Consider the following 26,435-nt stretch of genomic DNA (forward strand, 5'->3'; position numbering starts at 1 on the left):
GGTACGGGTGGCGTGGTCAGACCGCCTCGGCAGCCGGGATCGGGCCGGTGTGATCGGACGTGCCGGCCTGGTCGGTCTGGTCGGCGGACGGGTCGGACGCGGCGAGGACGCGCAGCGTGTCGAGGGCTGATGCCAGCGAGACCTCGGCCGGCGCCCGGTCGTGGGCCCGCAGGTAGTCCAGGAGCAGGCGACACAGGCTCGCCTCGTCGAGGAACTCGTCCGGCAGCCGGTGCGCGAGCAGGGCGTGCATCGTCCTCGGCGGGATCTTCGGCCAGGCCAGGTCGGCGTACTCGCTCAGCGCCATCAGCAGCCACAGCGCGGTGCGGTTGTCGACCCGCGCGGCGGCGAACTGCTCGGCCATCTCGGCCGACACCACGCCGTCCTCCAGCGGCAGCTCCGCGAGCCGGTCCTCGATGTCGGCGAGCACCCGGCGGACCCGGGGCACGTACCGCTGCGGCAGCCGGTGCAGCCCGTGCCGCAGGATGAGCGCGTGCAGCACCGCGTGGTCGTCGGTCGTACCGAGCGAGTCGACCAGCTCCGGGAACTCGTCGATCAGGTACGGGCACGAGATGATCAGCTCGGGCGGCGCGGTGGGCGAGTCGGGCAGCCGGCTCAGCGCCACCCGGGTCAGCCCGCACACCACCTCGCGGGGCAACTGCGCGCCGTCCTCGGCGAGGCATTCCAGCAGGACCGTGGCGCTCGTGCTGGACACCGCCTCCGGTGACTCGACGGCGCGCGCCCACAGCCGCCGGTAGCTGCGCTCGTCGTACAGGATGAGCTGGTGCAGGGACGGCACCGGCCAGCGGCGGGTGGCGAGCGAGACCAGGTCGGCGTGGAAGCGGCCGGCCTCGAAGCTGTCCGGCTGCTGGCCGCGCCACGTCCGCGCGCCCGCCTGCAACTGGCCGTAGGTGGTGATGTCGCCGAGCAGCCGCGCCTCCTCGGCGGCCACGTTCACCTTCTCGCCCCGCCCTTCGCGCCGCCGCTCGGCGACGATCCGGCCGTCGGCGTCCCGGTCGAGCCAGCTGATCATCGCGAGCTGGCCCTTCTCGTCCAGCCCCGCCCGCCACAGCCGGACCGTGGACACCCAGGTCGCCTCGTCCATCAGGTCGGTGTGGCGTACGCCGTCCGGAGACACCAGCGCGGCGAGCGCGACCAGGTTGGCGGTGTACGCGGCGAGCAGCCGCACCGGGTCGTACGGCGCGGGCCGGTAGCCGTCCACACCGGCCAGGTCGGTCCGCTGCCGGGCCTCGGCCAGCAGGCCGGCGATGGTCTCCACGATCCCACCCCGCTCCTCCGGGTGGCGGGAGCTGAGCTCGCGGGCGAAACCGATTACCGCCTCCCGCTTCACCAGCGGCTGGTGGGAGAGCAGCGCCCGGAACTGGCCGGTGTCCAGCTGATAGCCGAAGCCGGCCGGGCTGCGGGTGTGCCGGCGCAGCTCGGCCAGGCTCCGCAGCGCCCCGATGACGTACTCGGCGATCAGGAAGTCGCCGATCGTGGTGTGCAGGAACTCGTACGTGCGCCGGGCGTCCTCGCCCTGCACGTCGTCCGGGCCGTACACCACGAAGAACGCGGCCGTGACCAGCTGTTCCGGGCCGAGCACGTCGCCGAGTTCGAACCGGGAGCCGTCTCCGGGCCCGGCGCCGAAGCAGTCGAGGTCGAGGCGGAGCGCGGCCCGGTTCACCAGTTCCCGGTTGCGGTTGAACATGGCGAACGCGGTGATCGCCAGGTCGCGCCGGAGCTGGTGCTCGCGTGCCTCCCGCTCGTGGGGCGGAAGCGCGATCGGCGTCTTCTCGCTCACCTGCCGCCTGATGAACGCGGTGAGCAGGCCGGTGAACAGGTCGGACCGGGAGATGGCGGCGCCGGGACGGCGGTCGGCCCAGTGCTCGTTGTAGTAGATCGCCAGCAGCGTGAGCAGCAGCGGCTGGCGGGCCAGCTCGCCGTGTGACAGCAGTTCCCCTGCGGACAGCCGGCGGTAGCCGGGCCGGTCCGCGTTCGCCGCGTTCACGGCGGCCAGCCAGGCCGTCACCTGGGCGTCGGTCAGATCCTCCAGCCGGACCAGCACGGCGCCCTGGGGCACGCTGGCGCGGTCCATCACCAGGATCCGGGACGTGATGATCGGGATGACCGAGTAGCCCAGGTCCCACTGGGTCTCCTGGAACTCGGCCACCCGGTCGATGTACTGCGAGTGGGCCGTGCCGGTGACCTGGACGAGTTCGTCGAACCCGTCGAAGATCACCACGACCGTGGTGTGCTGGGTGGCCCGGCGCAGGTCCGCCCAGCGGATACGCTCGTCCATCACCTGCTCGATCGCGGCCTCGATCTGCTCCGTCGGCGACGTGTCCCCGGACATCCGGCGCAGCGGCACCACGATCGCGGTGAACCGGTCCGCCGGCAGCCGGGCCGCGATCACCCGGGTCAGCAGCGTCTTGCCGGCGCCCGGCTGACCGAGGAGGAGCAGCGGACGGTGCAGGCTCGCCGGGTCGGTCAGGTATTCGGAGAGGAACCCGACGAGGTCACCCCGGCGCGGCTGGTCCTCCCACCAGCGCTCCCGCTCCGGGGACGTGTGCTTGCCGTACTCGACGGCCCGGAAGTCGGGGCTGATGAACCCGCTGTCCACGTTCGGCAGGCGCAGGTGGAAGTCGACGTCCTTGATCCGCAGCAGCGGCTGCCGGAACACCGCGCCCAGCGAGCCGGTGAGCCGGTCGAGTGATTCGCGGAGCAGGTCGGAACGGTCCGCGGCCACCGGGCCGGACAACTCGGCGAGGTTGCGGTAGAGCTGCGCCAGCGCATCCAGCCGGGCCGAGACCTCGGTGGTCAGCGTCCGGTTGTCGATCAGGTTGTGCTCGATCGCCTGCCGGATCATCCGGAACCCGAACTCGGGGAGGTCCGCGGCGAGCCGGTCGAAGCGGTCCTCGTAGTGCCACATGGCCCGGCCCACCACGCGGGAGCGCATCGAGGTGAGGTCCAGCCCGCGTCGCACCGACGGCCAGGCGGCGAGGCCCTCGCAGAACGCGATGGTGGCGTCGTAGAGCTTGACGTAGGCGGCCTCGACGTCCCGCCGGGTGTCGTCCATGCCGTGCACGGAGGAGGGCAGCGGGAAGTAGCCGCCGTCGATCTCCTGCGGAAGCGTGTGGTGGCGACGCTCGGCCGGCACCATGCCGACCTTTTCCTCGTCGGTCAGTTCCAGCCGGTCGAAACCCGGCCCGACCTCGTCGCGGAAACCGTCGAAGAACGCGGAGAGGGCCAGCACGGTATGGCTGGCCTCCAGCAGCTCGTAATACGATTTTCCGCCGGTTGCCCGGATGCGCCCGGCCTGGTTTCCGGTGGCGTCCCGGACGAGCTGCATGAGCGCGTTCTTCGGGCCGAGCAGCGCGAGCGCCGTGCCGTGGGAGAGGGCGCCGGCGCCCAGGATCCCCGCGCTGACGACCTTGTCGGTCTCGGTGATGCGCGCGCTGCCCGGGGCCAGCAGTCGTAACGCATCTCGATAGCTGAGGCTCGAACGGCGCGGCATGCCGCCCCTTCCGCTGCTGGCGATCGGGATTCTTCAAGGATAGAAACTTCAGTGACGGAAAGCTATCGATTCCTCACCGGTCGGCGGCTTTGCGACGACTTTTCCATTCATTCATCTCATTCATCCGGTAAATGCGGCCAAGGCGCCCGAGCCCTATAGTCGACGGGTGGACCACACACGGGTACGGCAGGCGTACGGGGCGGTCGCGACGCTCTACATCGAACTGTTCGGCACCACCGGGCACGTGCACGCGGACGACCTCGCCCTCATCGGCCGCCACCTGACCGTCCGGACCGGCCCGGTGCTCGACCTGGGATGCGGGCCCGGTCACCTCACCGGCCACCTCCGCTCGCTGGGCGTCGACGCCACCGGGATCGACATGGTTCCCGAGTTCGTCGCGCACGCGCGGGCGACGCATCCGGACGGCCGTTACCGGCTCGGGTCAGTGGACGACCTCGACGTCCCGGACCACTCCGTCGCCGGCATCCTCGCCTGGTACTCGCTGATCCACCTCCCGCCACCGGGCCTCGACGGCGTCCTGGCGGAGTTCCGCCGCGCGATCGTGCCGGGTGGACCGCTCGTGGCCGGCATCTTCGTCGGCGATGAGGTGGGCGCCTTCGACCACAAGGTCGCCACCGCGTACCGCTGGCCGGTGGACGAGTTCTCCACGCGGCTGCGGCAGGCAGGGTTCGCCGAGGTCGAGCGCCTGACGCGCCTCGACGACGACGCCCACCGGCCGCACGCCGCCGTCGCGGCCGTCGCATCCGGGGCCTGAGCGCCCGACGTTGTCACCGGGCCGCAACCGAACGCGGATCGCGGGGTGACACGGCGCTGTCACCGTCGGAGCATGACCGCTCTCCGGGGTACGAGGACACGCCGGGCCGTCGCGGCACCGGCCGCCGCCCTGGTCGTGCTGGCCGGGCTGACCTCCTGTACGCCGGAGGTGAAGGGCGTCACCGGCCTCACAGTGGACGCTCACGGCCGGCCGCACGCGGCGCTCGCCTGGTGCGCGGACCGGCCGCCCGACCTCGTGGTGCTCACCTCCGTGGCGGAGTCCGCCTCGCCTGGTGCGCCCACGCCGGAGCGGCCGTACTGGCCGAGACGGAAGTACGACGTGCCGCGCGACGCGACCACGCCCGCCCTCGTACCCCTTGAGGGTTTCCCGCCCGGGCCGGTGGTCGAAGCGCAGGCGGCCTTCCGGGTCTCCGGCGCCACCCACGACAACAGCTTCCGCACCGAGGGCGTGGACTTCCGGATCGCCGAACTGGCCGAGCTGCGGCCGGATTCGGTCCTGGTCACCGACTTCGACGACAGCGGGGAGGTGCTGCGGACGGTCCCGCTCGACGAGTTCACGAAAATGGGCGAGAAAGCGTGCTGACCGCTGTGTCAGGATCGGCGTTCGGAGCCCGACGGCCGAAAGGACACCATGCCCGCGTACGTCATCGCCCACCTCCAGGACGCCGCACCGCACCGGGACATCGCCGAGTACGTCGAGCGACTTCCGGCCACCTTCACCCCGTACGGCGGCCGCTTCCTCGTGCACGCCACGCCGCACGAGGTGAAGGAGGGCGCCTGGCCCGGCGCCGTCGTGATGCTCGGTTTCCCGGGCATCGCCGAGGCGCGGGCCTGGTGGGACTCACCCGCCTACCAGGAGATCGCGCCGCTGCGCTCGCGGCACATCGAGGGCGACATCATCCTGGTCGAGGGCGTCCCGGAGGACTACTCCCCGGCCGGCATGGCGCAGGCGATCCGGGCGGCGGCCTCCTGAACCGGCCCGGACGGCGTGCCCGCGACCTGGGGATCGTCGTCGGATCGCTGCCCACCGGGCCGCACAACGCCATCACCGACGTCCCCGGCGTCCTGGTCGGCCACACCACCATCGACGACGGCGCCGACCTGCACACCGGCGTCACCGCGATCGTGCCGGAACAGCTCGGCGCCGGGCGGTGGACGCTGCCCGCCGCGGTGTACGCCGGCAACGGCCACGGCAAGCTCGTCGGCTCGACCCAGGTGGACGAGCTCGGCGTACTGGAGTCTCCGGTCGTGCTGACCGCCACGCTGTCGGTGTTCCGGGCGGCGGACGCGCTGCTCGGGCATCTGATGGAGCGCCGGCCGGACGGGCTGTCGTTCAACCCGCTGGTCGGTGAGACGAACGACGGGCACCTGTCGGACATCCGGCGGCGTCCGATCGCCGAGGCACACGTCCTGGCCGCTGTCGCGGGGGCGACCGGCGGTCTGCCCGCCGAGGGCTGTGTCGGGGCCGGCGCCGGCACCACCGCCCTCGGCTACAAGGCGGGCATCGGCACCTCGTCCCGCACGGTCCGAACCACCGACCATACGCGGACGGTCGGCGCGCTGGTGCAGTCCAACTTCGGTGGCGTCCTCACCGCGCTCGGCGTGCCGCTACCGGTCGACGAGCTGGTCCCGGCCGCCGACCGGACCGAACCGCCGGGCAACTCGTGCATGATCGTGGTGGCGACCGACGTACCCCTGGACGCGCGCCAGCTCCGGCGGCTCGCCCGCCGGGCGGTGTTCGCGATGGCGCGGGTCGGTGCGTCCTTCAGCAACACCAGCGGGGACTACGCGATCGCGTTCACCACGTCGGACCAGCCACCGATCCCGGACGCCGCGATCGATCCGGTGTTCGCCGGCGTGCTGGACGCGGTGGAGGAGGCGCTGCTCAACTCGCTGTTCACCGCCGTCACCACGACCGGCGTGGGCGGTCGTACCAGTCACGCGGTTCCCCACCGGGCGGCGGTCGAGCGCCTGGCGGCGGCGGGACGGCTGACGGCCCGGCCGTACGCCTGATCCACTGTCGACGGACGGCGGTGACCGACGGACGACAGTCGTGTTGACAGCGATGATCGATACGGCTGGAGTGATTCGCCATGGACGACACCGCCGAATCGCGGCTCGACAGCGAGCAGCCCGCCCCCGGGGACCACGACGACGAGAAGACGAGCCGTACCGCGTTGGCGCTGGTCAACACCGTCAACAAGGTGGTGCGCAACGGCATCGGGCCGGTGACCGGCTCGGCGGCCTGGGCCGAGTCCCGGCTGCGGGCCGTGCAGGGCGACAGGTACGACAGCTCCCTGCTCGGCAGGCGCGGCGGCACCCCCGCCGAGGACGTCGACAAGGTGATCGGACGGCTCATCAAGGAGTCGGTGATGGCCGCCGGGTCGGCCGGGTTCGTCACCGGCCTGGGCGGCTTCCTCACCCTGCCGATCACGCTGCCGGCGAACGTCGCGGGGGCACTCGTCATCAACGTCCGCCTGGCGGGAGCCATCGCCTACCTGCGTGGCTACGACCTCGACGACCCGCACACGCAGGCGATGATCCCGCTCGTCGCGGTGGGCTCGAACATCCAGTCGACGCTCAGCGCGCTCGGAGCCCAGATCGGTGTCAAGCTGACCGAGCAGGCGATCAGGAAGACGTCCATCGACCTGATCCGCAAGATCAACCAGAAGCTCGGGTTCATGCTGCTCGCCAAGTACGGCACGAAGCGGGCGGTGATCACGCTCGCGAAGGCCGTACCGTTCGTCGGCGGGATCGTCGGCGGAGGCATCGACGCGACGCTGACCGGCGCGGTCGGCCGGTCCGCCAACAAGCTGTTCACCCCGCTCACTTCCTGATCGGCGGGCGTCCCGCTCCCGGCCCTTCGTCGTCGGCCGTTCGGCGCGGGGCCGGGTCCGATCATCCGCGGCATCGATGCCGGTATTCCGGCAGCCGCCCGCCACTTCGTCGCTTGTCGCGCCGGTAAGGGCCGGTCTGTCGGCTCAACGACACTCCGGTGCGGGCACGTCGCTCCACACTGCCCGCTGTGACCGAACTCCCTCCCCCGAACCAGTGGCACGGACAGGTTCCGCCGCCCCACCAGCCCGGCATGCCGTTCGCGCCGCCGCCGCGACCGTCGTGGTGGAGCCGCCAGCCCGCGGCGATCAAGGTGCTCCTCGTCAGCGGCGTCGCGGTCCTCACCTGCTGCGGCGGGCTGCTCGGCATCGGCGTCGCCGCCGGCCCCACCACCGAACCGGACACGGCACCGGCCGTCGCCCAGGAAGTGCCGACCGTGGCGGCGCCCGCCACCACGGCCCCCGCGCCCGAGGTCAGCACCGCGTCGCCGGAGCCGTCGCCGTCACCGACCACGGCCGCGCCGACCACCGCGAAGCCCGCGTCGAAGCCGAGCCCGCGCAGGACCACGAAACCCGCCGTCTACTTCAAGAACTGCGATGCCGTACGCGCAGCCGGCAAGGCGCCGCTGCTGCGCGGCCAGCCGGGGTACCGGACCGGGCTGGACCGCGACCTCGACGGCGAGGCCTGCGAGCCGGGCGGCGGCAACGGCGACTCCGGCGGCGGAAGCACCGGAGGCGGCAGCACGGGTGGTGGCGGCAGTTCCGGCGGCGGTGGCAACGACCCGCGCTTCGGCACCTGCAAGGAGGCGAACGCCAACGGGTACGGCCCGTACCGGCAGGGCAAGGATCCCGAGTACTACTGGTACATCGACCGGGACAACGACGGCACGGTCTGCGAGTGACACCCGGCGCCGGGGCGGACCGTGCGGTGCGCCCCGGTAGTCACTCCAGCTCGGCGTCGAACGCCCGTCGGGCGTGCTCGATCTGCGCCATGTGGGCGTCGGTCCATTCGAGCAGCACGTCGATCGGCGCACGCAGCGTCTTGCCCAGCGGGGTGATCCGATACTCGACCGCGACCGGGCGCGTCGCCACCACGTGCCGTTCGATGATGCCGTTGCGTTCGAGTCGTCGCAGGGTCGCCGTGAGCGACTTCTGCGTCACCGCCGGGATCGCTCGGCGTAGTTCGTTGAAGCGGCACGGGCGCTCGCACAGCTCGTTGAGGACGCTCAGCGACCACTTGTCCAGCACCTGGTCGAGCAGCTCGCGGTGCGGTGCGTCGACACGCAGCTCGCCGTCTTGAGGGGTGGCGGTATCGCCCATGGAACCAGGTCTCCTTGAAGTGTCCTTCGTCAACTAGGTATCAATGGTAAACCTAAGTTGTCCTGCGGAGGAGAAACCATGCCTGTCACCCGCTTCAGCCCAGACGGTCTTCAGCCGAACACGCCCTACCACCACGTGGCCGTCGCCACCGGATCGCGCCACATCCACGTCAGCGGCCAGGTCGCACGACTGGACGACGGCTCCCCCGTCGCGCCCGGGGATCTGGCCGGGCAGGTCGCGCAGGTGCTGCGCAACACCGGCCGCGCCCTCACCGGCGCGGACGCCTCGTTCGAGGACGTGGTCCGGCTGACGTTCTACGTCACGGATTGGGCGCCCGAGAAGATCGGGCCGTTCATGGCCGGGATCGAGTCGGTCGTCCAGGAACTCGGCCTGCCGTGGCCGCTTCCGCCGGCGTCGCTGATCGGGGTCGACCGCCTCTTCGAGCCCGACGTGCTGGTGGAACTGGAGGCGACCGCGATCGCGCACTGATCGCGCCTTCCCGATCCAGATGGATTGCGGCGGTGGATGTTCCTCGTCCGCTTGCGGGCGGCGCTGTCCGTGACGGCCGGCGGGGTGATCAAGGATCGAGATCGAGGGTCGCCCCGGGTGAGCCCGGTGACTTCAGGCCGTGGGTCGGGACGGCAGTCCCGTGGATCGTCGTGGCGGTCGCGTCGTGTTCGTCGTCGGCCTGCTCCGGCCTGGTGGCCCCCATGACGACTGAGGCGACTCCGGGCCTACTCAGCACCCAGGCGATGGCGAGCTGCGCGAGGGACAGCCCGGACGCCTCGGCGACCGGACGCAACTCCTCGACGGCGAGGAGCACCTTCTCGCCCAGAACCCGGTTGATGAACCGGGGAGCTCGACCGCCCGACGCCGCCCGCGAACCCTCGGGCCAGGCCTGACCGGGCCGGTACTTTCCGGTGAGCACACCCTGAGCCAGCGGCTGAAAAGCGAGTTGGCCGACACCCTGGCGCGTGCAGAGCGGAAGGACCTCCGGCTCGATGACCCGCCAGAGCACCAACGTCCCACCAGACGGAACCGACGACCAGTGAACCGGGAAAGAAGAAGGCCGTGACCCCCGTTCCTGCAGGTCACGGCCTTGATCATTTGTGCGCCCGAAGGGACTCGAACCCCTAACCTTCTGATCCGTAGACCGATGCTCGTCTATGGAATTGATCGGGCCGCTCAACCGTCCGCCCCAGACCCGTCCGGTCCGCGCGAGTCCCCATAGGTACTAGTACGGCAGCCGCCGTTTGAGATTCTGCTGGTGACCTGGGGTGGACGCGGGGCGGCCACCGCGTGATCGTCTGTACGTTGTGGACATAACTTCAGATCTTGCGGTGGCCGCGTGCCACAGCCTAGCTGTTGCACGGTGGGAGCGGGTGCTGGCCGAGGTGCTGGGCTGCTTCGCGGGCCGGTTCGGGCGGGTGGAACCGCGCCGGGCGGCCGGACAGTTCGTGACCGGGCTGCTGGCTGACCTTGAGGTCAAGACGTGTTGGCAGTTGGCCGAGCAGGCCGGGCACGCCGGGCCGGATGCGATGCAGCGGTTGTTGTACCGGGCGGTGTGGGACGCCGACGCCGTCCGCGACGACCTGCGGCAGATGATCGCCGGCCGGTTCGGCGGTCCGGACGCGGTCCTGGCCGTCGACGAGACCGGCGATCTGAAGAAGGGCATCCACACGGTCGGGGTGCAGCGCCAGTACACCGGCACGGCAGGGCGGATCGAGAACAGTCAGGTCGGGGTGTTCCTGGGCTACGCCGGCGCCGACGGGCACACCCTGATCGACCGGCGGGTGTATCTGCCAGCGTCGTGGACCGACGACCGCGACCGGTGTGCTGCTGCCGGGGTGCCCGAGGACATCGAGTTCGCCACCAAGTCGGAGTTGGCCGCCGACATGATCACCGCAGCCCTTGACGCCGGGGTGCCGGCCGGGTGGGTGGCTGCGGACGAGGCTTACGGCAACAGCGCCGCCTTCCGCGCTGGCCTGCGCGAACACGAGATCGGTTACGTCCTTGCGGTGTCCCGCAGCCACCTGGTGCCGATCGACGGCAGCAAGACCCGCATCCGCGCCGACCGGATCGCCGCTGACCTGCCCGCCTCGGCGTGGCAGCGCCGCTCAGCCGGCGCCGGATCCAAGGGGCCGCGTTTCTACGACTGGGCCTGGCTCGATGACGTGTGCACCGACGCTGACCCCGACGACGGCGGCCGGCACAGCCTGCTGATCCGCCGCAACATCACCACCGGTGAGCTGGCCTTCTACCGCTGCTGGACCCCGAGACCGGCCACCCTCGTCCAGCTCGTGCGGGTCGCCGGAATCCGCTGGAGCATCGAGGAGAGCTTCCAGGCCGCCAAGAGCCAGGTCGGCCTGGACCAGCACCAGGTCCGCCGCTGGGACTCCTGGCACCGATTCACCACCCTCGCCCTGGCCGCCCTCGCCGTGCTGACAATCAGCGCCGCTGACGCCACCCACGACGAGCCCACCGACACGGGACTGATCACGCTGACCGTCAACGAGGTCCGCCGCCTGATCAACGCCTGCCTCATCCGCCCGATCACCGACCTCGCCCATCGTTTGCACTGGTCAGGCTGGCGACGACGGCATCAAGCCCGAGCCCGACGAGCCCACTACACACGCCGGCTCAACCTCGAACTTCAACCATGATCCCAAACGGCGGCTGCCGTACTAGGAGGTCCAGGCTCTGCATCAGGGCTCGTCGATCGCGGCTCGTCGCCAGACGAGGCCCGGAATCCGAGTGAGTCCCGGCACGTCCGTGCCAGTTCCCCGACGTCCGAGCAGCCACCGAGCAGCCACGGGGCAACCAACGGAGAACCAGCCTATGTCCAGAACCGCCGGCTCCACTCGCTGCGCTCATGGTGCCAGCACGGGCTTCGCGCCCATGGTCTAACGGGATGCCAACTATTCGAGCACGGTCTTCGGGGTCGCCTCGACCAGCTCTTTCGCTAGCTACGACATCGACGATGCCAGCTTGACCGTCCGGCGCTTGAAGGGCACGGGGCCACCTTCCAGGTGGTACAACGCCAGGACGTTGAGGTCGTGGCGTTCGAGGGACCCGGTCGCCTCGACGACGCCGTTCGTGGCGTCCGAGGTGAGGGTGATGATCATTTCGGCGTCGGCGGAGACGACGAGGCCAGGGCTGCGGGTGGCAAAGATGTACTGCCGGCTGCCTCGCAGGTCGCGAAGCTTCGCCACGAGGTACTCCTCGATCCACGGTGCGTGGAGTGCGTCCTCGGGCTGGTCGATGATCAGGGGTTCGTTGCCGTCGGCGAGGGCCATGATCAGGATCGCGGTGCACTTCTGGCCGTGGGCGAGCCGCTCTATCGGCACGTAGCCGTCGTTGCTGTGCTTGCGGAACTCGACGGAGAGGCCGTCGTGCAGGTCGAGGGTCTGCATCTGCAAGAAGTCCTCGATCGTGCCTTTCTCCGTCACGTGCTCGAACAGGGTCTCAATGTGCTTGCGCTCGACACCGGTGGCGGCACACACGCCGTCGACGTCCCCGGCGAGGAATGAGCGGACCAGCTTGACCGGCGTGGACTCCTGGCAGATCTGCTGAAGGATCGGGCTGCGCAGCCGGGAGCCTTTGGCGATGGCCGACAGGTCGGCCAGGTAGGCCGAGTCGTCGTTCTCAGGGAGCATCTTGATTCGGACGATGCCCCCCATCAGCTTGTTGAGCGCCTTGATCCGCTCCTCGCGTCGCCGCCGTCGTGCCTTGCGTGCGTCCAGCAGTTCGGAGATCAGCTCCTCCCGATACGCCTTGGCCGTGGTCAGGCTGGGCAGCAACTCCTCGTTCAGCTGGGTCTGCTGCGTGTTGAGCTTGGCCTTCTCCGTCTGGAGTTCGATCAGGCGGGTCCGCAGCGCGCTGAGCCCTTTGTTGTCGACGTCGATGCGGCTTACGGCCTCGGCGAGCTGGTGGTCGAACTGCTTATACCGATCGAGCCATTCCTGCCTGATGGCGGCGAGTTCCTTGTTGACGACCAGCAGGGCCTCGGACAGCTGTGCGTTGGCCGCGTCGATCGCCTCGTTCAACTGGGTGTACGCCGCCTGTGCTCGCTCGTAGAGATCTTGGTTGCCGGCGACGGCGGCCGAGCCCCGGAACTTGTCCCCGCCGGCTGTCCGGGCGGCGACCTTCAGCTCGGGTATGCCGACCAAGGTGTCGAAAAGTGCCTTCTCCGAGCTCCAGCTCGCCTGCATCTTGACGGTCTCGCCGTCGAACAGGTCGGACAGCTCCGCCAGCCGCTTCTCGACGTCCGGGAGAGTCTGCAGCTTCTGCTTGGCCTGCGCGATCTTCGATTCGAGCCCGCTGATGAGACGCCCGTTGTCGTTGAGCCGGGCCACCGCGTCCGTCTCGCGGATCTCAAACTCGGTCAGGTCGAGGGCGGAGTCGATGAGCGCCATCCGGCCGACCGGCGTCCGCGCGTACTCGATTACCTCGCTCTGCGAGAATCCGGTGATCGCGATTCGCCCGGACAGCCCGGTCAGCTGCTCGGTGTCACCGACGAACTCCGATTGTGTGGATCCGTCCTCGAAGTAGGCGCGACGGACGATGCACCGTGCCTGGCCGCGGGTGAGCACGACCTCGACGGTCGAGCCCGAGGTGAGGGCGTACTTGAGCCGGGACTCGACCTCCTTGCGCACCTGCGGGAAGTCGTCGGCGTCAGTCTGCTGGTCGAGCGCGATCCGTACCAACTCGATGAGCAGCGACTTGCCCGCGCCGGTTCCGCCGAGCAGGCAGTTCAGGTCGCCGGAGAACTCAAACTGCTGCCCATCGAGGAACCCGCCGGTCACTGTCACGGACTCGATCACCGTGTGCTCGGGCATCGCAGGTTCAACGAGGCGGATCCGCAGTGACGGGTCCGCCAATGCATGCCGCAACCCGCGCAGGTCGGGCCTCGATGCCTTGATCCAGGTCCGGCGGTTACCGATGCCGTGGAGGACATGGGCGCTGGCGCCGGACGCGGTGGTGTCGGAGCTGCGGACCACTGCCAGGTCGCGCTTGCCGTCCAGCCGTGTCCTGATCTTTTCGGCCTCCGCGATGTCGACGATCTCAATGGCGGCGATGGCCGGGTCCAGCATGGTCTGGTTGACGTGGTCAGCGACGGGAATCCGAAGCAGGCCCTTCTCGCGGTCGGCGTGCGCCGCGATCACCAGGCCGCCCCTGGCGGCAACGATCTTGGCGGTCTCGGCGAAGCCGGTGCGTAAGGCTTTGTGGAGATCTCCGTGATCGGCGCGGAGGATTCCCAGTTCGACGAGGACGTCCTCAATGAACTGGGCCGGGGTCCCCTCGTCCCAGATAGCGAGGAGATGCCCCTCGGCCGTGCTGAGTTCCACGCCCGGCAGCACCACAAGCGGCGTGCCCCGGGCAGCCTCAGCCATCGCATCACACCAGCCGGCGGTGTTGTGATCGGTGATGGCGACCGCGTGCAACCCCGCCGCGATCGCCGCGTCAACGACCTGACGAGCTTCGCTGGCCCCGTAAGTACTGAACCGCCCCGGATCTTGTAGAGACTTCCCCGCTTGGGAAGGATCGAGAGATGGCAGGAACGAAGCCGTATCCGCAGGAGTTGCGGGAGCGGGCGGGCGGATGGTCGCGGAGGTGCGGCCGAACTACGAGTCGGACTGGGCGGCGATCACGGCGGTGGCGGCCCGGTTGGGGATCGGCACGGCCGAGACGTTGCGGAAGTGGGTCCGGCAGGCGCAGGTCGATGACGGCCGGCGGCCGGGGGTGACGTCGGAGGAGTCGGCGGAGCTGAAGCGGCTGCGGCGGGAGAACGCCGAGTTGCGGCGGGCGAATGAGATCTTGAAGGCCGCGTCGGCTTTCTTCGCGGCCGAGCTCGACCGGCCTACGACACGCTCGTGAGTTTCGTCGACGAGCATCGGGACCGCTTTGGTGGAGTCGAGCCGATCTGCCGCGTGCTGCGCCGGCACGGGTTGCAGATCACCCCGAGCGGTTACTGGGCGGCAAAGAAGCGTACGCCGTCGAAGCGTCAGGTGCGCGATGCGCAGCTGACCGAACTCGTGCGGGAGATCCATGCGGGGAACTACGGCGTCTACGGAGCTCGCAAGGTCTGGCATGAGCTGCGCCGCCAAGGGCATCCGACGGCCCGGTGCACGGTCGAGCGGTTGATGCGCGACGCCGGCCTGACCGGCGTAGTGCGGGGCAAGAAGATCCGCAACACGGTCGCCGATCCCGGGCATCAGCGGGCCGCTGACCTGCTCAACCGGGACTTCACCGCCGCCCGCCCGAACAGGTGCTGGGTCGCGGACTTCACCCACGTCACGGCCTGGTCCGGCGTCGTCTACGTCGCCTTCGTCGTCGACGTCTACTCCAGGGCGATCGTGGGGTGGTCCGCGGCGACGAACAAACGCACCCCGCTGGTCCTCGCCGCCCTGGACATGGGGCTGTGGCGCCGCGACCGCACCGGCCAGCCCGTCGGGGCAGGCCTGGTCCATCACAGCGACGCGGGCAGTCAGGGCGGATTCAACCGGTCCTCGCAACACCAGCTTGTTGGAGCGATTGTAGGTGTTGATCGAGGGCTTCGGCTGGTGTCTTCCAGTCGAGGGTTTTCCGGGGTCGGCTGTTGAGGGCGTGGGCGACGGCGTTGATCTCGTCGGCGCTCCATCGGGACAGGTCGGTGCCTTTCGGGAAGTACTGCCGCAGCAGGCCGTTGGTGTTCTCGTTGGTGCCGCGTTGCCAGGGGCTGTGGGGGTCGGCGAAGAACACCGGCACGCCGGTCTCGACCGTGAAGCGTGCGTGCGCGGACAGCTCTTTGCCGCGGTCCCAGGTCAGTGACCGGCGCAGTTGTTCGGGTAGTTGGGTGATCGTCTCGGCGAGGGCTTTGCTCATCGTGATAGCCCCGTATCCGGCGAGGGCGGGGCCGTTCTTCGTCCGCGGGATCACGCCCCAGCCGGCCTCACGAGGCAGGTGGACCAGCAGCGTGAACCTCGTGGTCCGCTCGACCAGTGTCCCGATCGCGGAGCGCTGCAACCCGATGATCAGATCTCCTTCCCAGTGCCCAGGGACAGCCCGGTCCGCGACTTCGGCGGGCCGTTCACTGATCAGGGTGCCGCTGGTGACGTGGGCCCACGCGCGTTGCTTCGCGCGGGCTCGGGGAACACGAAGCGCCCGGCCGGTCCGCAAGCAGGTGACGAGTTCTCGCTTGAGGGCGCCCCGGCTCTGGACATAGAGCGCCTGGTAGATCGCCTCGTGGCTGATGCGCATGGACTCATCCTCCGGGAACTCGGCCCTGAGCCTGCGGGAGATCTGCTCCGGGCTCCACCCGGTTGTCCATGCCCGATCGGCCCGGTGGGGCTTGTTGCGGCCCTTCCACTGCGGGCCCTGCGGGCCGGTGACCGGTCGACCGTCCGGGGTCCGGATCGCGCCGGCAAGCCGTTGCTGGACGTACTCTCGCAGCTGGTCATTGGCCAGCAGCTTCGCGGTCTTCGGCCGGCGGGCTCGGCGTTCCGCATGCCACTGCGCGGTCGTGGCCTTGTAGTCCAACCGGTAGGTCCGGGTCGAGGCGTTGCGCCGTAACTCCCGCGAGATCGTCGACGGGTCCCGCCCGAGCTGGCGTGCGATCGCACGCACGCCCAAGCCCTGCGCTCGCGCCAGGGCGATGTCCTCTCGTTCGCTGAACGACAGATAGCGGCCCGACACCGTCGGCGGCAACGCAGGATTCACGCCGCCAGCGTGCCGGAACCACCGGAAGGCCACCGGAGACGACACACCCGCCACCGCGGCCGCGTCCTCGGTCATCACACCGGAACGGATCGCAGCCCAGAACTTGACCCGGTCCTGACGCCACGCCACTGTCGGCCGTCCCGGCGAAGGTATCTGCCCCCGATACTCCCGAACCCGTTTCTGCCCCGGCCCATAAGCCATCGCTTCACCTCTCCGACGAGGTGTTGCGAGGACCGGTTGAATCCGCCCAATACACGTCTTTCCGGTTCACCGCCCACCTGCTCGACGCCGGTATCGACGCCTCCATCGGCAGCGTCAACGCGCTGATGGAGTCCACCATCGGCCTCTACAAGACCGAGCTGATCAAACCCCGCCGCCCGTGGCGCAGCCTCGCCCAGGTCGAACTAGCCACCGCCGAGTGGGTCGACTGGTACAACAACCAGCGCCTGCACTCCGCAACCGGCCACCTCCCACCCACCGAATACGAATCGATGTTCTACGCTCAACCCCAGCCCCGTGAGGTGGTTGGAGCCAACAGCTGAGGTCTCCACAGAACCCGGGGCGGTTCAGTTACACCTCTTCTACACCCGGTGCGCCGCCACTGACCTGCCCGAACTGCACCGCCTCGCCACCACGACCGAGACCTGGTGGCCGCAGATCCTCGCGTTCCTAACCACCGGCATCACCAACGCCGGCTCCGAAGGAACCAACCGCGTGATCAAGACCGTCGCCCGCGACGCCTACGGCTTCCGCAACCCCGCCAACCAACGCCTCCGCACCCGCACCGCCACCATCCGACGCCACCGCGGACTCCTCAATCCCGCTTAACCTAGAAGAGCCGCACTGGATCCGCGACGTCACCTTCGGCGAGGACGCCAGCCAGATCCGCACCCACAACACCCCGCCGTCATGGCCGCCCTGCACGACATCGTCTGCGGCACCATCCGCCTCGCAGGCTGGGCGAACACCGCCAGCGCCCGCCGCCCACACCAACCCCGCTACAACCCTGGCCCTACACGGCATCCCATAACCAACCGGACCTTCGAGGACTACTCCGAGGCCCTGCTGTCAATCCCGGATCCCACAGATCGGAAACGCTTCGCGCGGGTTCCGTTCCTCAACAAAGTCAGCATTCTGATTCTCTCCGGAACGTCTCACGCTCGCCACTATCCGGGTCATCCACGTAATGCCACAGAGAAATATCCCCCCGCCAATTACGTTTAGTCTTCAATTCTAGCGTGGCTTTGGCATCCTTCATCGGCATAGCGACCTGCGCATTGGCTGTCAGGCTGCGCTCAAGACGCAGATTCCCGCTGCCGGACACCTTCTCCATGCTCCCATCGGAATTCCAACCGAATATAGCATCGGTAACCTCAAAAGCACCGGTGCTCTGGATCTGAATCTCGCCACCCTGCGACGACACGAACTTGCCGCATAACGCCCCGTGACTTACCGGCGGCCACAAGGTTCGCCCGAACGTGCCGCAGCACGCGATCAGCACAACGGAGAGCCCAACCATCACCAGCAGGCGACTTCTCTTCATCAGGCCTCTTTCCAAATCAGCAGCCTCCGTTGCCTGAGATGACATTGCGGCAGATTACAGGAGGCGGTGGGCCGGTGCGGAAATTGCTAGCTGGGATCTGCTCATGCAGGACGATTGTCTGCTTTTGAGTTGGCAACGCTTCATCGAGCATCTTAGCACCCACGCCGCGACCGTACTTGTCATACCCATCTGCGTAGCCGATTACCGGCGGCCTCGTGAGCGAGGCCGCGCTCATTCGGTTCGTAATGGTTATTTCTAGCTTGGCGTCACCAAGGCTACCGATATTGCTCGCCTTCCAACTAATCTCGTAGGAGCCAACGATAGCGACTTCCAGGTTGGAAGGGGTCGATCCATGGATAAGGTACTCCAAGATGATTCCCAATTCGCCGATCGAATGGTTCATCCTGCTCCAGTCACCAAGGCTTTTCTTGACGACACCCCTAGTTTCTCCCAAGTACACCCTTTGAGCAATTCCCCCCAAAGCGTCTTGATAGAAAACATCCCGCCTTAGCTGCTCCGCGAAATAGTCGCCGTCGGTAAACGTATAGTTTCCGCCACGACCTGACCCGAAGGCGAGCAGCAGGTCTTCTCCAGTAGTCGATTTCTTGTTATTTTTCCTGGTCGACGACGCGCCAGTCTCGTTACCCCAGTCGATGTTTCTCTTTGTGCCGCATCCCCGGGGGCACCCGCCCGCGCCTCGACCATCGCCTGATTTCAGCGGACGAGGATCATAGCCGCGGCAGTCAAATTGGAGGCAGTCACTTGGGATCTTGCCACTCGGGTCACTGAGCGTGGCTGGATTGCCATTGGCGTACGCGTAGCCATTCCACTGCTTAGGATCCGCCAGATCCTGTAAAGGGTCGACAGAAATGAATCGACCGGTAGCGGAATCATATTCGCGCGCACCGAGCCGAGTAAGGCCAGTTTTGTTGTTCAGCGGCTTATTTAGGAAGCCGTGATTGTCGGGGTAGCTGGCATTCGCCCCGCGGCTCTCACCGTATGGGGTGTACTGGCGCCAAGTTGGAGCCTGGGCCGTGTTGTTTAGGTATAACGTGGGGGTGCCCTGAATATCCATGAGTGCGAAGGTGTAGCTGGTGCCGGAACCGGTTCGGACGCCGGCGCCCCCAGCCAGGGGGTAGTAGCGGACACCAGTGACACCTTGGGTGGTCGTGTTGAGGCTGTGTTGCTGGCCACTTGGCAGATACAGCGTGACGACCCCTGGGTCCTTCTGCATTAGGAGGTTGCCAGCAGCATCGTAGAGAGTGGAGCTGTCTCCAGCGGTACTGGCGATCGAAATCAGTTGTCCAGCGCTGTTCCAGCTGAGGGTCTGGTTTCCATTGCGAGAGTTGCGGGTGGTCATATTACCGGCGGTGTCGTAGCGATAACTGGTAGAGGCGGTCGTCGCCCCAGTGGTATTGGTAGAGGTGAGGGTGTGGGCTTGGCCCGCGCTGTTGCCGTCGTAGATGTAGTCGGTAGTGGTATCCGTAGAACCAGTCAGGCTGTGTTGGGTCTGTCCCTTACGGTTACCAAGGGAGTCGAAGGTCCAGCTGGTCCAGTAGGCGCTGTTGCCGCCGATGGTGTTGCCGACCATGCCGTGGTTAGTGGCGGTGGGGTTGGTGGTGCAGTTGTCGGTGGCTGTCCAGGCGGCGGTGAGGCGTCGGAGCTGGTCGTAGGTGTAGCACTGGGTTTCGGCTGCGGTCCCGTTGAGGCGGGTGCTGGTGTGGCGGGTGACGTTGCCGGTGAGATCGTAGTCGTAGTTCTGCTGGTCGACGTTGCCTGGGGTGGTGGGTGTGCGGGTGACGAGTTGTTGCTTGAGTCGGCCGGTGTGCTCGTCATAGGTGTTGGTGATGGCCGCTTGGTTGGGGGCGGAGCCAAGGGTTTGGCTGTTGATGCGGCCGTAGGCGTCTTGAGTAACGGCGCTGAGGTAGCCGTTGAGGCCACCGAAGTGATCTACCTGGTCAAAGGCGTCGTAGCCATAGAGGACGGTTTCGCCTGGCAGGCCACCCTTATTTGGGTAGATGGTCTTGAGCGGAAGTCCGTTGTTGGTGGTGTAGATGTAACTGAAGATGTAGGGGCCGGCGAGGCCACCTTCGGTCGGCGGGATGGTGACGGTTTCCCCGGTGGGCTTTCCAAATACGTTGAAGCCCTTGGCCTGGGTGGTGTAGGGCTGGCCATTCCAGAAGGCGGTGGCGGTGGTGAGCTGCCCCTTAGGGTTGGGCATGTTTGTGACGGCGTTGTTGGAGTTGTCGTAGAACAGGGCGGTGAGTTGGTTGCTCGCCGACTGGGCGGTTTTGGCGGCGGCGTAGCTTGCGGTTTTGCGGTTGAGCGCGTCGTAGGTGTACGACACGGTTTTGCTGCGTGAGTCGGTGGATTCGGTGAGGTTGCCGTTGCCGTCGTAGGTCATATCGGTTGTCTCGCCGGCGTCGGGGTCGTCCTTGCTGGTGATCTGGCCGAGCAGGTTGTACTGGGAGGTCCAGGGGTTGCCGGCGTTGTCGGTGAGGGTGGACTGGTTGCCGTGGCCGTCGTAGCCGTAGGTCGAGGTCAGGGCGGTCCCGCCGGTGGTGGTGAAGGTACCGGTGAAGGTGTCGGCGGGTGTGTTGAGCGTCGGTCGGCTGGTGTACTCGAGGAGTTGGCTCTTGCGGCCAAGGGGGTCGGTGACGGTGGTGGTGACGGTGCCGCCGAGGGGCGGGACCACGGTGGTGCGGTCGCCGTTGTAGACGGTGGTGGTGCTGGAGACGACGAGGTTGTCCTTGGCCTGCTTCACGATGACGGGCCGGCCCAGGCCGTCGTAGGTGGTGAAGGTTTGGCTGGGCACCGTGGAAGGAAGCTTCGGCGCGGTGACCGGATTGCCGACCGTCGGCGTGGTAGTGGGGTCCCACCATCCGTTGTAGGTCTCTTCCGTCCAGCCGCGGCTGTCGTAGAACGTGTCGGTGATCAGCCGCCCGCCCTGCGGGGTGACGGTTTGGGTTTGCCGCGGGCGTAGTTGCGCGTCGTATATGACGATCGACTTGAGGTAGCCGTTGAAGTCGTTGGCCCGCTCGGTGGTGGTGGCGGTGACTCCGGTCTTGGAGACGTCGTAGGTGAACTTGTAGTTCGCCGGTGCGGTGGTGGCTCGGGAGTTGAGCCAGACGGCGGTCACCCGGCCGAGGGCGTCGTACTTCTGGTTGGTGGCGACGGTGTTGACGTCGGTGGTGGTGACGGTCAGTCCTCGGCGTGGGTTGATCGTCGTGGTCTGGCTGTGGCCGAGCGGCTTGGCGATGGTGGTTGCGGTGGTGAGTCCGACGCTGTTCTCGGTGTAGGTGGTGGTGGTCTTGTTGCCGTTGCCGTCGTAGGTGTCCTTCGCCCGGCCGTGGCCGTCGTAGGTTGCCCGGGCGGTGGTCTGCCATGTGTAGGCGCCGCCGGTGTAGTCGGCTGCCTGCCGGGTCATGGTCACGTTGCCCTTGCTGGGCGGTGTGGTCTGCGGGAACGTGGTCGACCAGGACGTGTCGTCGTAGAAGGTGCGGGTGCGGGAGACGACCTTGGCCGGCCGGGGGACCGTCGTCGGGGCGGTGAGGGTGTTGAGGCTGCCGGGTTCGGAGGCGGGTGTGCCGGCGGTGTAGCCGGCGCAGGCCACGGAGACGGTTTCGGTGTCGCTGAGCAGGCCGACGAGGTTCTTGGTCGTGTTGACCGGCGCGTAGCTGTTTGTGGTGCACTGGTCGTATGCGGTGTTGGCGGGGACGGTGTGGCTGTAGGTGGCCTTGACCAGGCCGAAGGTGGGTGAGGAGACGGTTGCGTCGTAGCTGGTGTCGGTCTGGTTCACCCGCCAGGTGGTCGATCCGCCCGAGGTGACGGTCTGCCTGGTCTGCTCGAGTACGGGAGCGACCCAGTTCGCGGTCAGGTCCGGCAGCCCGGTCCGTTCGCGGGTGGCTGAGGACGCGGATACCCAGTAGGCGGTGATGGTGGAGTTGTCGACCGCGCCGCCTTCACCGATGTACTGGCTGTCCTCCAAGGGTCGGCCGGCGAGTTGGTCGATGTCCTCGTGGGTGCCGCCGGTGGAGTCGGTGAGGGTGACGACCGGGCCACCGTTGTTGCGGGACATGCCGCGGTGGTAGACCGTGGTGGACTTCGTGCGCCGGTCGTTGACCCCGTCGCCGGTGAAGGTCTGGACGGTGCCGTATCCGCGGAACTGCCCGTAGGTGCGGTGCTTCGCCTTGACCAGTTCGTTGTCGTCGTAGTGCCACGCCAGATCGCCGGGGTAGGCGTAGCTGGTGAACGTGCCGCCGGATCCGCCGGTCGGGTCGGTGGCGCTGACGCGGGTGACGGCGTACTTGTTGAACCAGTCGAGGATCGGTGCGGCGAGACCGTCCGGGGTCCACCGGACCGGGTAGCAGGATGTCGTGTTCGTCGCCGGGTTCAGGGTGACCGGCGTGGTGCAGGGTTTGGTCCGCTCGTAGGAGACGGTGATGACCGAGCCGGTCTCGGTGGTGATGCTCTCAAGGCGGTGCCGGTTGAACACCGGGAACCCGTCGGTGAGCGCGACACGGTTCTGCAGGCGGATACTGCCGAAGGACACCGACGGCAGGGATTTTGATTCCGTCGACCCGCCCGCGGCGAGGTCGTATCCGGTGCGGGTGATCGAGTCCAGCCACAGGGTCGGTGAGGTGCCGTCCTCGGTTTTCGGCATGGTGTGGGTGAGGGCGTAGGAGTCGACGGGTACGTGCTGGGCGCTGCCGGTGTCGTACTGCTTGGTGGTGATCGAGGCGAGGCGGACGGTGGAGAAGAACGACGGGCTCCGGGAGGAGCAGGTGACGCCGGATGCGCAGATCAGGTCGAAGGGCACGTCGGGCCAGTTCGCCTTGGTCGCGGCGCTTAGGGGCTTACAGGTGCCTGATAGGCACCGGTCGTCGATGTTGAACACGATCTGGTTCGGGACGGTGCCGTAGACGTTGCCGGCGGTGAAGCCGTAGTCGATGCGCTCGAGGTAGCTGTCCCGGACGTAGGAGTCCATGGTCGCGCCCTGGTTGCGGCCGTAGAAGTTGGTGGCCTGCTTGTAGTAGTAAGCCATGGCGTTGCCGTGGACGTCAGTGACGTAGTCCAGGTTCCACCGGCGTGCCATGGTGCACACCGACGAGGTGAACCCGGCGGACTTGTAGCACGGCCCGGACGGGTGCGGCGAGTAGACCGGCACGGTGTCGACCGACTTCGTGGTGGGCTTGCCCGACGTCCAGCCCGGGAGTTGGTTACGGCCGAACTCGTAGACGGTGCCGTCGCGGGTGGTCAGGCGCCAGTAGTCGGTGTCGTGGGTGCCGGATCCGTTGTTGGAGTTCATGACGCGGGTGATGACCTCACCGTTGTCGGACATCGGCTTCCACACCCGCTTGCCCGCGTCCCACACCAGGGTTGAGGTGGATCCGTTCAGCGACATGTTGAGGATCGGGCCGTCGTAGCAGAGGTCATTGGTCTTCTTCGGGGAGGCGGTGCCTTCCGGGTCGTCAGCGCAGGAGATGAACGACTGCTCGACGTAGGACTGGGGCGTGGACCAGCCGTCACCCACCCATGAGGCTTGGGCCTGGGTGGAGGCGGTCTGCCCGTCGACGCTGCTGGAGTTGTACGACAGGGCCACATCCGGCACCAGGCCAGTGGCTGCCGGGGGCACCGTGACCGGATAGCTGTAGGTGAACGCGCCGGAGCTACCGCCGCCGCTCCACGACCCGGACGGCTTCAGGTCGCTGGCCGCATACGTGCCCGCACCGTTTGCGGTGGTGCCCGCGGCCGCGGCCACCGCCAACACCATCGGCGCCGCCGCGCCCGCCGTGCGATCACTGGAGGATGCACCGGTCAGGGTGACCTCCGCCGACACTGTGCGCGCCTGCGTATCGTTGGTCGACTCCAGCGGCGTGGCGGCCCGGCAAGAGGCCATCTCAGGTGTGGTCAGCGCACAGGCCGGCAGCCGCACCAGCCTCAGTCGGGAGCCGTAGTTGCCCCCGTATGCCTCGGCGAAGCCGGCGTAATCCACGCCGACACGCGTGTTCCCTGATCCCTGCCCCTGCGGATACACGGCCAGCAGCACGCCGGCGACACCCGCCCGCTGCGCCGCTGTCTGGTCCAGCACCCGAACGTCCGCCTTCGGCGGCCCCGCGTACCGACCTCGCGCGGTCGTCGGGCGCACCCACACCGGAGCACTCCCAGCGCGCGCTGCCGTCGAGGTGACCCGGCTCGACGCCGATAGCGTCACCGAAGCGGCGGAGGCAGCAGGCCACCGCGTCGCGGTGGGCGTGTAGCTGCTCTTGGCGGCATTTCGTGGGGTGGTGAAGTGCGACGGGATCGGCTTGACGCCCTTGACGGCGCGTCCCGGGAACGGCTTCGGCGGCGCGGTCGGCTGCTGCGCGGCGGCGTAGGCGGGCACCCACGACCCGGCGATGACGCAGGTCATCGTGACGCAGGCAGCAAGAACTCCGCGCAGTCGTCTGCGTGCCTGCCCGTGCTGAAGACCCGGCACAGTCATCGCCACCTCACTCGGTCAAGGGGAATCGCCGGACATCCATGGCTGAGACGTCCGCACGGACTCTCGCACGCAAGGTCAACTTCCCGGCAACCCCCGAGATCACGGTAAGGTAACGATCAGGCTCTCCCGGTTCGACCAAAGGGACATCACCCATCGACAACGCCGCAATTTGCCTCGATCAACTGGTTCCCCCGCCGCCACGAGGACGCCTAAGGTCGGCCTCCGACAAGCACAGGATCCCGACGGGGAACAAAGGCGGTTGACTGAATGCTCACGACTCCTGGCCGCACCGCGCGCGCACGCGCGATATCGGTGCTGGCCGCAGCAGGCCTGCTCATGACGGCGGCGGTCACACCGGCGGTGGCGGATGAGCCCCCCTTTCCGGCTCCACCGCAGCCGGCGACGTCGGGGCGGTTGACGGTCGACCAAGCCGTGGCGCAGGCGCGTACATCGGGCAAGCCGGTCGAGGCCACAGGTGCGGCCTCCTCGACGGACATCGTGACCGCGAACCCGGACGGCACGGTCACCGTCAGCCGCTCGGCTCTGCCGCAGCGCAAGCGGGTCGGCGAGACGTGGCAACCGCTGGACGCGACGCTGGTGCGCAACAGCGACGGCACCTGGTCCTCGGCCGTCGGCTACGGCCAGGTGCGCCTGTCCGGGGGCGGCAGCGGCCCGCTGGCCACGATCGGCGACTCGGGCTTGTCGATGTCGCTAACGGCTCCGATGCCGTTGCCCGAACCGACGGTGTCCGGCCCGACCGCCACCTACGCGAACGTGCTGCCCGATGTGGATCTGCAGGTCACCGCCGACGCCCGAGGCGCGTTCTCCGAGGTCTTCGTCGTTCACACACCCGAAGCAGCCGCCAACCCGGCGTTGGCCAACCTGTCCATGGGCACGAAGACCACCGGCATCACCCTGTCCACGGACAACGCCGGCAACATCACCGGCACCGACCGCAACCGGCAGGTCGTGCTGACCGCTCCGGCACCGCTGATGTGGGACTCCACCACCGCGGCCCCGTCCGCGACCAGCAAGGCGGCCGCAGCCGGACAACGCGGTGGCAGCCATGCCACCTCGACCAGCGCCGGACCCGCACCGACGGCGCGGACCGCGCGGATCCGCACCGCCCTCACCCGCGGCAAGATCCGCCTGACCCCGGACAAGACACTGCTCACCGGACCGAAAACGGTATACCCGGTGTTCATCGATCCCACGTTCACCTGGTCGTCGTCCGGCTCGGACAATGACGGCTGGACCACGGTGGCCAAGCAGTACCCGAGCACGAACTACTGGAAGAAGACACCCGACCCGTACGGACGCATGCAGGTCGGCAACGCCGGGTCGATCCTGTCCCGCACGTTCATCAACTTCCCGATCTCCACCTCGGTGCTGGCCGGGGCCACCATCAACACCGCCACACTCAAGATCACCGAAACGTACGCCTACTCGTGCAACGCCCGCAGGGTCGACCTCTACGCCCCCGCCACGACACTGACGGCGTCGAACGCCACCTGGAACTACTGGAGCGGGCAGAGCCTCGGCTCCGTCGTCAGTCACCAGACCGTCGCCTACGGCTACAACTCCTCCTGCCCCGCCAACGGCGTCTCCTTCGACGTCAAGAGCACCATCCAGGCCAACGTGTCGGCAGGCAAGAAGCTCCAGACGTTCGCGCTACGCGCCAACGACGAAACCGACACCTTCGGCTGGAAAGAGTTCCTCGAGACCAGCCCCACCCTGGCCATCACCTACAACCACAAGCCGAACAAGCCCTCAGGCCTGACCACCTCCCCCGCCACCTCCTGCACCACCCTCGTCACCATCGGCGACGGCAACGTGACGCTGTACGCGCCGGTGTCCGACCGCAACGGCGGGGTCCTCGGCGTCCGGTTCGAGCTGTGGAAGACCAGCGCACCCGGGACCATCCTCGTCACCTCCGACCCCAATCTGCTCACGTACGGCTCCGGTCCACCGCCGTACGCAAGGTCAGCGTCGACACGCTGCGCGCCTCGGCGGGCGGAGCCATCACCCAGTTCTCCTGGCGCGCCCAAGCCACCGACTTCAACCAGACCAGCGAATGGTCGAGCACCTGCAGCTTCAAGTTCGACCCCACCCGCACCGGCGCCCCGGACCTGCCCACCCCGCCGAGGGCAGCACCCAGATCGGCAAGTCCTTTCCCATCACATCTCGCCGCCGACCACCGGAACGACGCCGAGTGGTTTACCTGTACCAGCTCAACGCCGGCCACCCAGC

General features: G+C 68.0%; 20 protein-coding genes and 1 pseudogene. 14 read left to right on the forward strand and 7 right to left on the reverse strand.

Translation table 11 applies throughout. The annotated features are described in order from the left end of the window. Window positions 1–16: 16 nt before the first annotated feature. On the reverse strand, window positions 17–3,511 hold the full coding sequence (locus KSK32_RS00145; RefSeq protein WP_216927912.1) for an NACHT domain-containing NTPase: 3,495 nt from the start codon (window positions 3,509–3,511) through the stop codon (window positions 17–19). A gap of 166 nt (window positions 3,512–3,677) precedes the next feature. Here KSK32_RS00145 and KSK32_RS00150 point away from each other — a divergent pair, with 166 nt between their 5' ends. The 6 genes from KSK32_RS00150 to KSK32_RS00175 all read left to right on the forward strand — a co-directional run bounded on the left by KSK32_RS00150 (window position 3,678) and on the right by KSK32_RS00175 (window position 8,042). Then, a complete protein-coding gene (locus KSK32_RS00150) occupies window positions 3,678–4,286 on the forward strand; it encodes a class I SAM-dependent methyltransferase (protein WP_216927913.1) in 609 nt (202 codons plus the stop codon). A 72-nt stretch (window positions 4,287–4,358) separates the two neighbouring features. Next, the gene (locus KSK32_RS00155; RefSeq protein ID WP_216927914.1) at window positions 4,359–4,889 is read left to right on the forward strand and encodes a hypothetical protein; all 531 of its coding nucleotides are present in this window, start codon (window positions 4,359–4,361) and stop codon (window positions 4,887–4,889) included. Window positions 4,890–4,937: 48 nt separating this feature from the next. Next, window positions 4,938–5,279: a DUF1330 domain-containing protein gene (locus KSK32_RS00160; protein WP_216927915.1), complete on the forward strand. Its 342-nt coding sequence runs from the start codon at window positions 4,938–4,940 to the stop codon at window positions 5,277–5,279. A gap of 47 nt (window positions 5,280–5,326) precedes the next feature. Next, window positions 5,327–6,319, forward strand: a complete 993-nt coding sequence (locus tag KSK32_RS00165) for a P1 family peptidase (RefSeq protein ID WP_216927929.1) — start codon at window positions 5,327–5,329, stop codon at window positions 6,317–6,319. An 80-nt stretch (window positions 6,320–6,399) separates the two neighbouring features. Then, the gene (locus KSK32_RS00170; protein WP_216927916.1) at window positions 6,400–7,143 is read left to right on the forward strand and encodes an EcsC family protein; all 744 of its coding nucleotides are present in this window, start codon (window positions 6,400–6,402) and stop codon (window positions 7,141–7,143) included. 188 nt (window positions 7,144–7,331) lie between these two features. Next, on the forward strand, window positions 7,332–8,042 hold the full coding sequence (locus tag KSK32_RS00175; protein ID WP_289256092.1) for an excalibur calcium-binding domain-containing protein: 711 nt from the start codon (window positions 7,332–7,334) through the stop codon (window positions 8,040–8,042). A 40-nt stretch (window positions 8,043–8,082) separates the two neighbouring features. Here KSK32_RS00175 and KSK32_RS00180 read toward each other — a convergent pair whose 3' ends face one another. After that, entirely contained in the window at window positions 8,083–8,460 is a 378-nt protein-coding gene (locus tag KSK32_RS00180; protein WP_216927917.1) for a helix-turn-helix domain-containing protein, read from the reverse strand. Window positions 8,461–8,538: 78 nt separating this feature from the next. Between KSK32_RS00180 and KSK32_RS00185 the strand changes: the two genes are divergently transcribed. Further along, complete coding sequence (locus KSK32_RS00185) at window positions 8,539–8,949, forward strand: RidA family protein (protein WP_216927918.1); 411 nt, start codon at window positions 8,539–8,541, stop codon at window positions 8,947–8,949. 88 nt (window positions 8,950–9,037) lie between these two features. Here KSK32_RS00185 and KSK32_RS00190 read toward each other — a convergent pair whose 3' ends face one another. Then, window positions 9,038–9,478 carry an aldo/keto reductase gene (locus KSK32_RS00190; RefSeq protein WP_289256096.1) on the reverse strand — a complete coding sequence of 147 codons (441 nt, stop codon included), beginning with the start codon at window positions 9,476–9,478 and terminating at the stop codon, window positions 9,038–9,040. 379 nt (window positions 9,479–9,857) lie between these two features. Here KSK32_RS00190 and KSK32_RS00195 point away from each other — a divergent pair, with 379 nt between their 5' ends. Beyond that, window positions 9,858–11,123, forward strand: coding sequence for an IS701 family transposase (locus KSK32_RS00195; protein WP_216927931.1), 1,266 nt, complete (start codon window positions 9,858–9,860; stop codon window positions 11,121–11,123). Between the two features lie 303 nt (window positions 11,124–11,426). Here the strand turns inward: KSK32_RS00195 and KSK32_RS00200 are convergent, their stop codons facing one another. Next, the gene (locus KSK32_RS00200) at window positions 11,427–13,904 is read right to left on the reverse strand and encodes a Nuclease sbcCD subunit C (protein WP_216927920.1); all 2,478 of its coding nucleotides are present in this window, start codon (window positions 13,902–13,904) and stop codon (window positions 11,427–11,429) included. 157 nt (window positions 13,905–14,061) lie between these two features. Here KSK32_RS00200 and KSK32_RS00205 point away from each other — a divergent pair, with 157 nt between their 5' ends. Together KSK32_RS00205 and KSK32_RS00210 are read left to right on the forward strand one after the other, a co-directional pair. Next, window positions 14,062–14,337 (forward strand): transposase, encoded by a 276-nt coding sequence (locus KSK32_RS00205; RefSeq protein WP_216927921.1) that lies wholly within the window; start codon window positions 14,062–14,064, stop codon window positions 14,335–14,337. Next, the gene (locus KSK32_RS00210) at window positions 14,334–15,062 is read left to right on the forward strand and encodes an IS3 family transposase (RefSeq protein ID WP_216927922.1); all 729 of its coding nucleotides are present in this window, start codon (window positions 14,334–14,336) and stop codon (window positions 15,060–15,062) included. Before KSK32_RS00205 ends, KSK32_RS00210 begins: the two co-directional genes overlap by 4 nt. On the opposite strand, the gene KSK32_RS00215 is transcribed toward KSK32_RS00210, so the two are convergent. Beyond that, entirely contained in the window at window positions 14,959–16,359 is a 1,401-nt protein-coding gene (locus KSK32_RS00215; protein ID WP_216927923.1) for an IS30 family transposase, read from the reverse strand. The genes KSK32_RS00210 and KSK32_RS00215 overlap by 104 nt on opposite strands. 20 nt (window positions 16,360–16,379) lie before the next feature. Here KSK32_RS00215 and KSK32_RS00220 point away from each other — a divergent pair, with 20 nt between their 5' ends. From KSK32_RS00220 to KSK32_RS34790, 3 genes and pseudogenes are all read left to right on the forward strand, one after another. Continuing rightward, window positions 16,380–16,700 carry an integrase core domain-containing protein gene (locus KSK32_RS00220; protein WP_216927924.1) on the forward strand — a complete coding sequence of 107 codons (321 nt, stop codon included), beginning with the start codon at window positions 16,380–16,382 and terminating at the stop codon, window positions 16,698–16,700. Continuing rightward, a complete protein-coding gene (locus KSK32_RS00225; protein ID WP_254186869.1) occupies window positions 16,684–16,986 on the forward strand; it encodes a transposase in 303 nt (100 codons plus the stop codon). The genes KSK32_RS00220 and KSK32_RS00225 overlap by 17 nt, the downstream gene beginning before the upstream one ends. Before the next feature lie 13 nt (window positions 16,987–16,999). Then, window positions 17,000–17,157: pseudogene (locus KSK32_RS34790) on the forward strand (ISAs1 family transposase); the annotation flags it as partial. A 127-nt stretch (window positions 17,158–17,284) separates the two neighbouring features. Here KSK32_RS34790 and KSK32_RS00230 read toward each other — a convergent pair. Both KSK32_RS00230 and KSK32_RS34125 read right to left on the reverse strand, forming a co-directional pair. Beyond that, window positions 17,285–17,746 carry a hypothetical protein gene (locus KSK32_RS00230; protein ID WP_216927925.1) on the reverse strand — a complete coding sequence of 154 codons (462 nt, stop codon included), beginning with the start codon at window positions 17,744–17,746 and terminating at the stop codon, window positions 17,285–17,287. Then, a complete protein-coding gene (locus KSK32_RS34125) occupies window positions 17,718–24,185 on the reverse strand; it encodes an RHS repeat-associated core domain-containing protein (RefSeq protein WP_216927926.1) in 6,468 nt (2,155 codons plus the stop codon). The genes KSK32_RS00230 and KSK32_RS34125 overlap by 29 nt, the downstream gene beginning before the upstream one ends. 267 nt (window positions 24,186–24,452) lie before the next feature. On the opposite strand from KSK32_RS34125, the gene KSK32_RS00240 reads away from it, so the two are divergent. Then, a partial coding sequence (locus KSK32_RS00240) for a DNRLRE domain-containing protein (RefSeq protein ID WP_216927927.1) occupies window positions 24,453–26,435 on the forward strand: 1,983 nt, incomplete at its 3' end.

The organism is Micromonospora sp. WMMB482 (genome assembly GCF_019038635.1).
Lineage (GTDB): Bacteria > Actinomycetota > Actinomycetes > Mycobacteriales > Micromonosporaceae > Micromonospora > Micromonospora marina.

Bases quoted from the DNA above. Each gene is read 5' to 3' on its own strand.
- KSK32_RS00215 (WP_216927923.1), bottom strand. From the start codon at position 16,359: ATGGCTTATGGGCCGGGGCAGAAACGGGTTCGGGAGTATCGGGGGCAG.
- KSK32_RS00205 (WP_216927921.1), top strand. From the start codon at position 14,062: ATGGTCGCGGAGGTGCGGCCGAACTACGAGTCGGACTGGGCGGCGATC.
- KSK32_RS00170 (WP_216927916.1), top strand. From the start codon at position 6,400: ATGGACGACACCGCCGAATCGCGGCTCGACAGCGAGCAGCCCGCCCCC.
- KSK32_RS00230 (WP_216927925.1), bottom strand. From the start codon at position 17,746: ATGTCATCTCAGGCAACGGAGGCTGCTGATTTGGAAAGAGGCCTGATG.
- KSK32_RS00145 (WP_216927912.1), bottom strand. From the start codon at position 3,511: ATGCCGCGCCGTTCGAGCCTCAGCTATCGAGATGCGTTACGACTGCTG.
- KSK32_RS00180 (WP_216927917.1), bottom strand. From the start codon at position 8,460: ATGGGCGATACCGCCACCCCTCAAGACGGCGAGCTGCGTGTCGACGCA.
- KSK32_RS00155 (WP_216927914.1), top strand. From the start codon at position 4,359: ATGACCGCTCTCCGGGGTACGAGGACACGCCGGGCCGTCGCGGCACCG.
- KSK32_RS00160 (WP_216927915.1), top strand. From the start codon at position 4,938: ATGCCCGCGTACGTCATCGCCCACCTCCAGGACGCCGCACCGCACCGG.
- KSK32_RS00185 (WP_216927918.1), top strand. From the start codon at position 8,539: ATGCCTGTCACCCGCTTCAGCCCAGACGGTCTTCAGCCGAACACGCCC.
- KSK32_RS34125 (WP_216927926.1), bottom strand. From the start codon at position 24,185: ATGACTGTGCCGGGTCTTCAGCACGGGCAGGCACGCAGACGACTGCGC.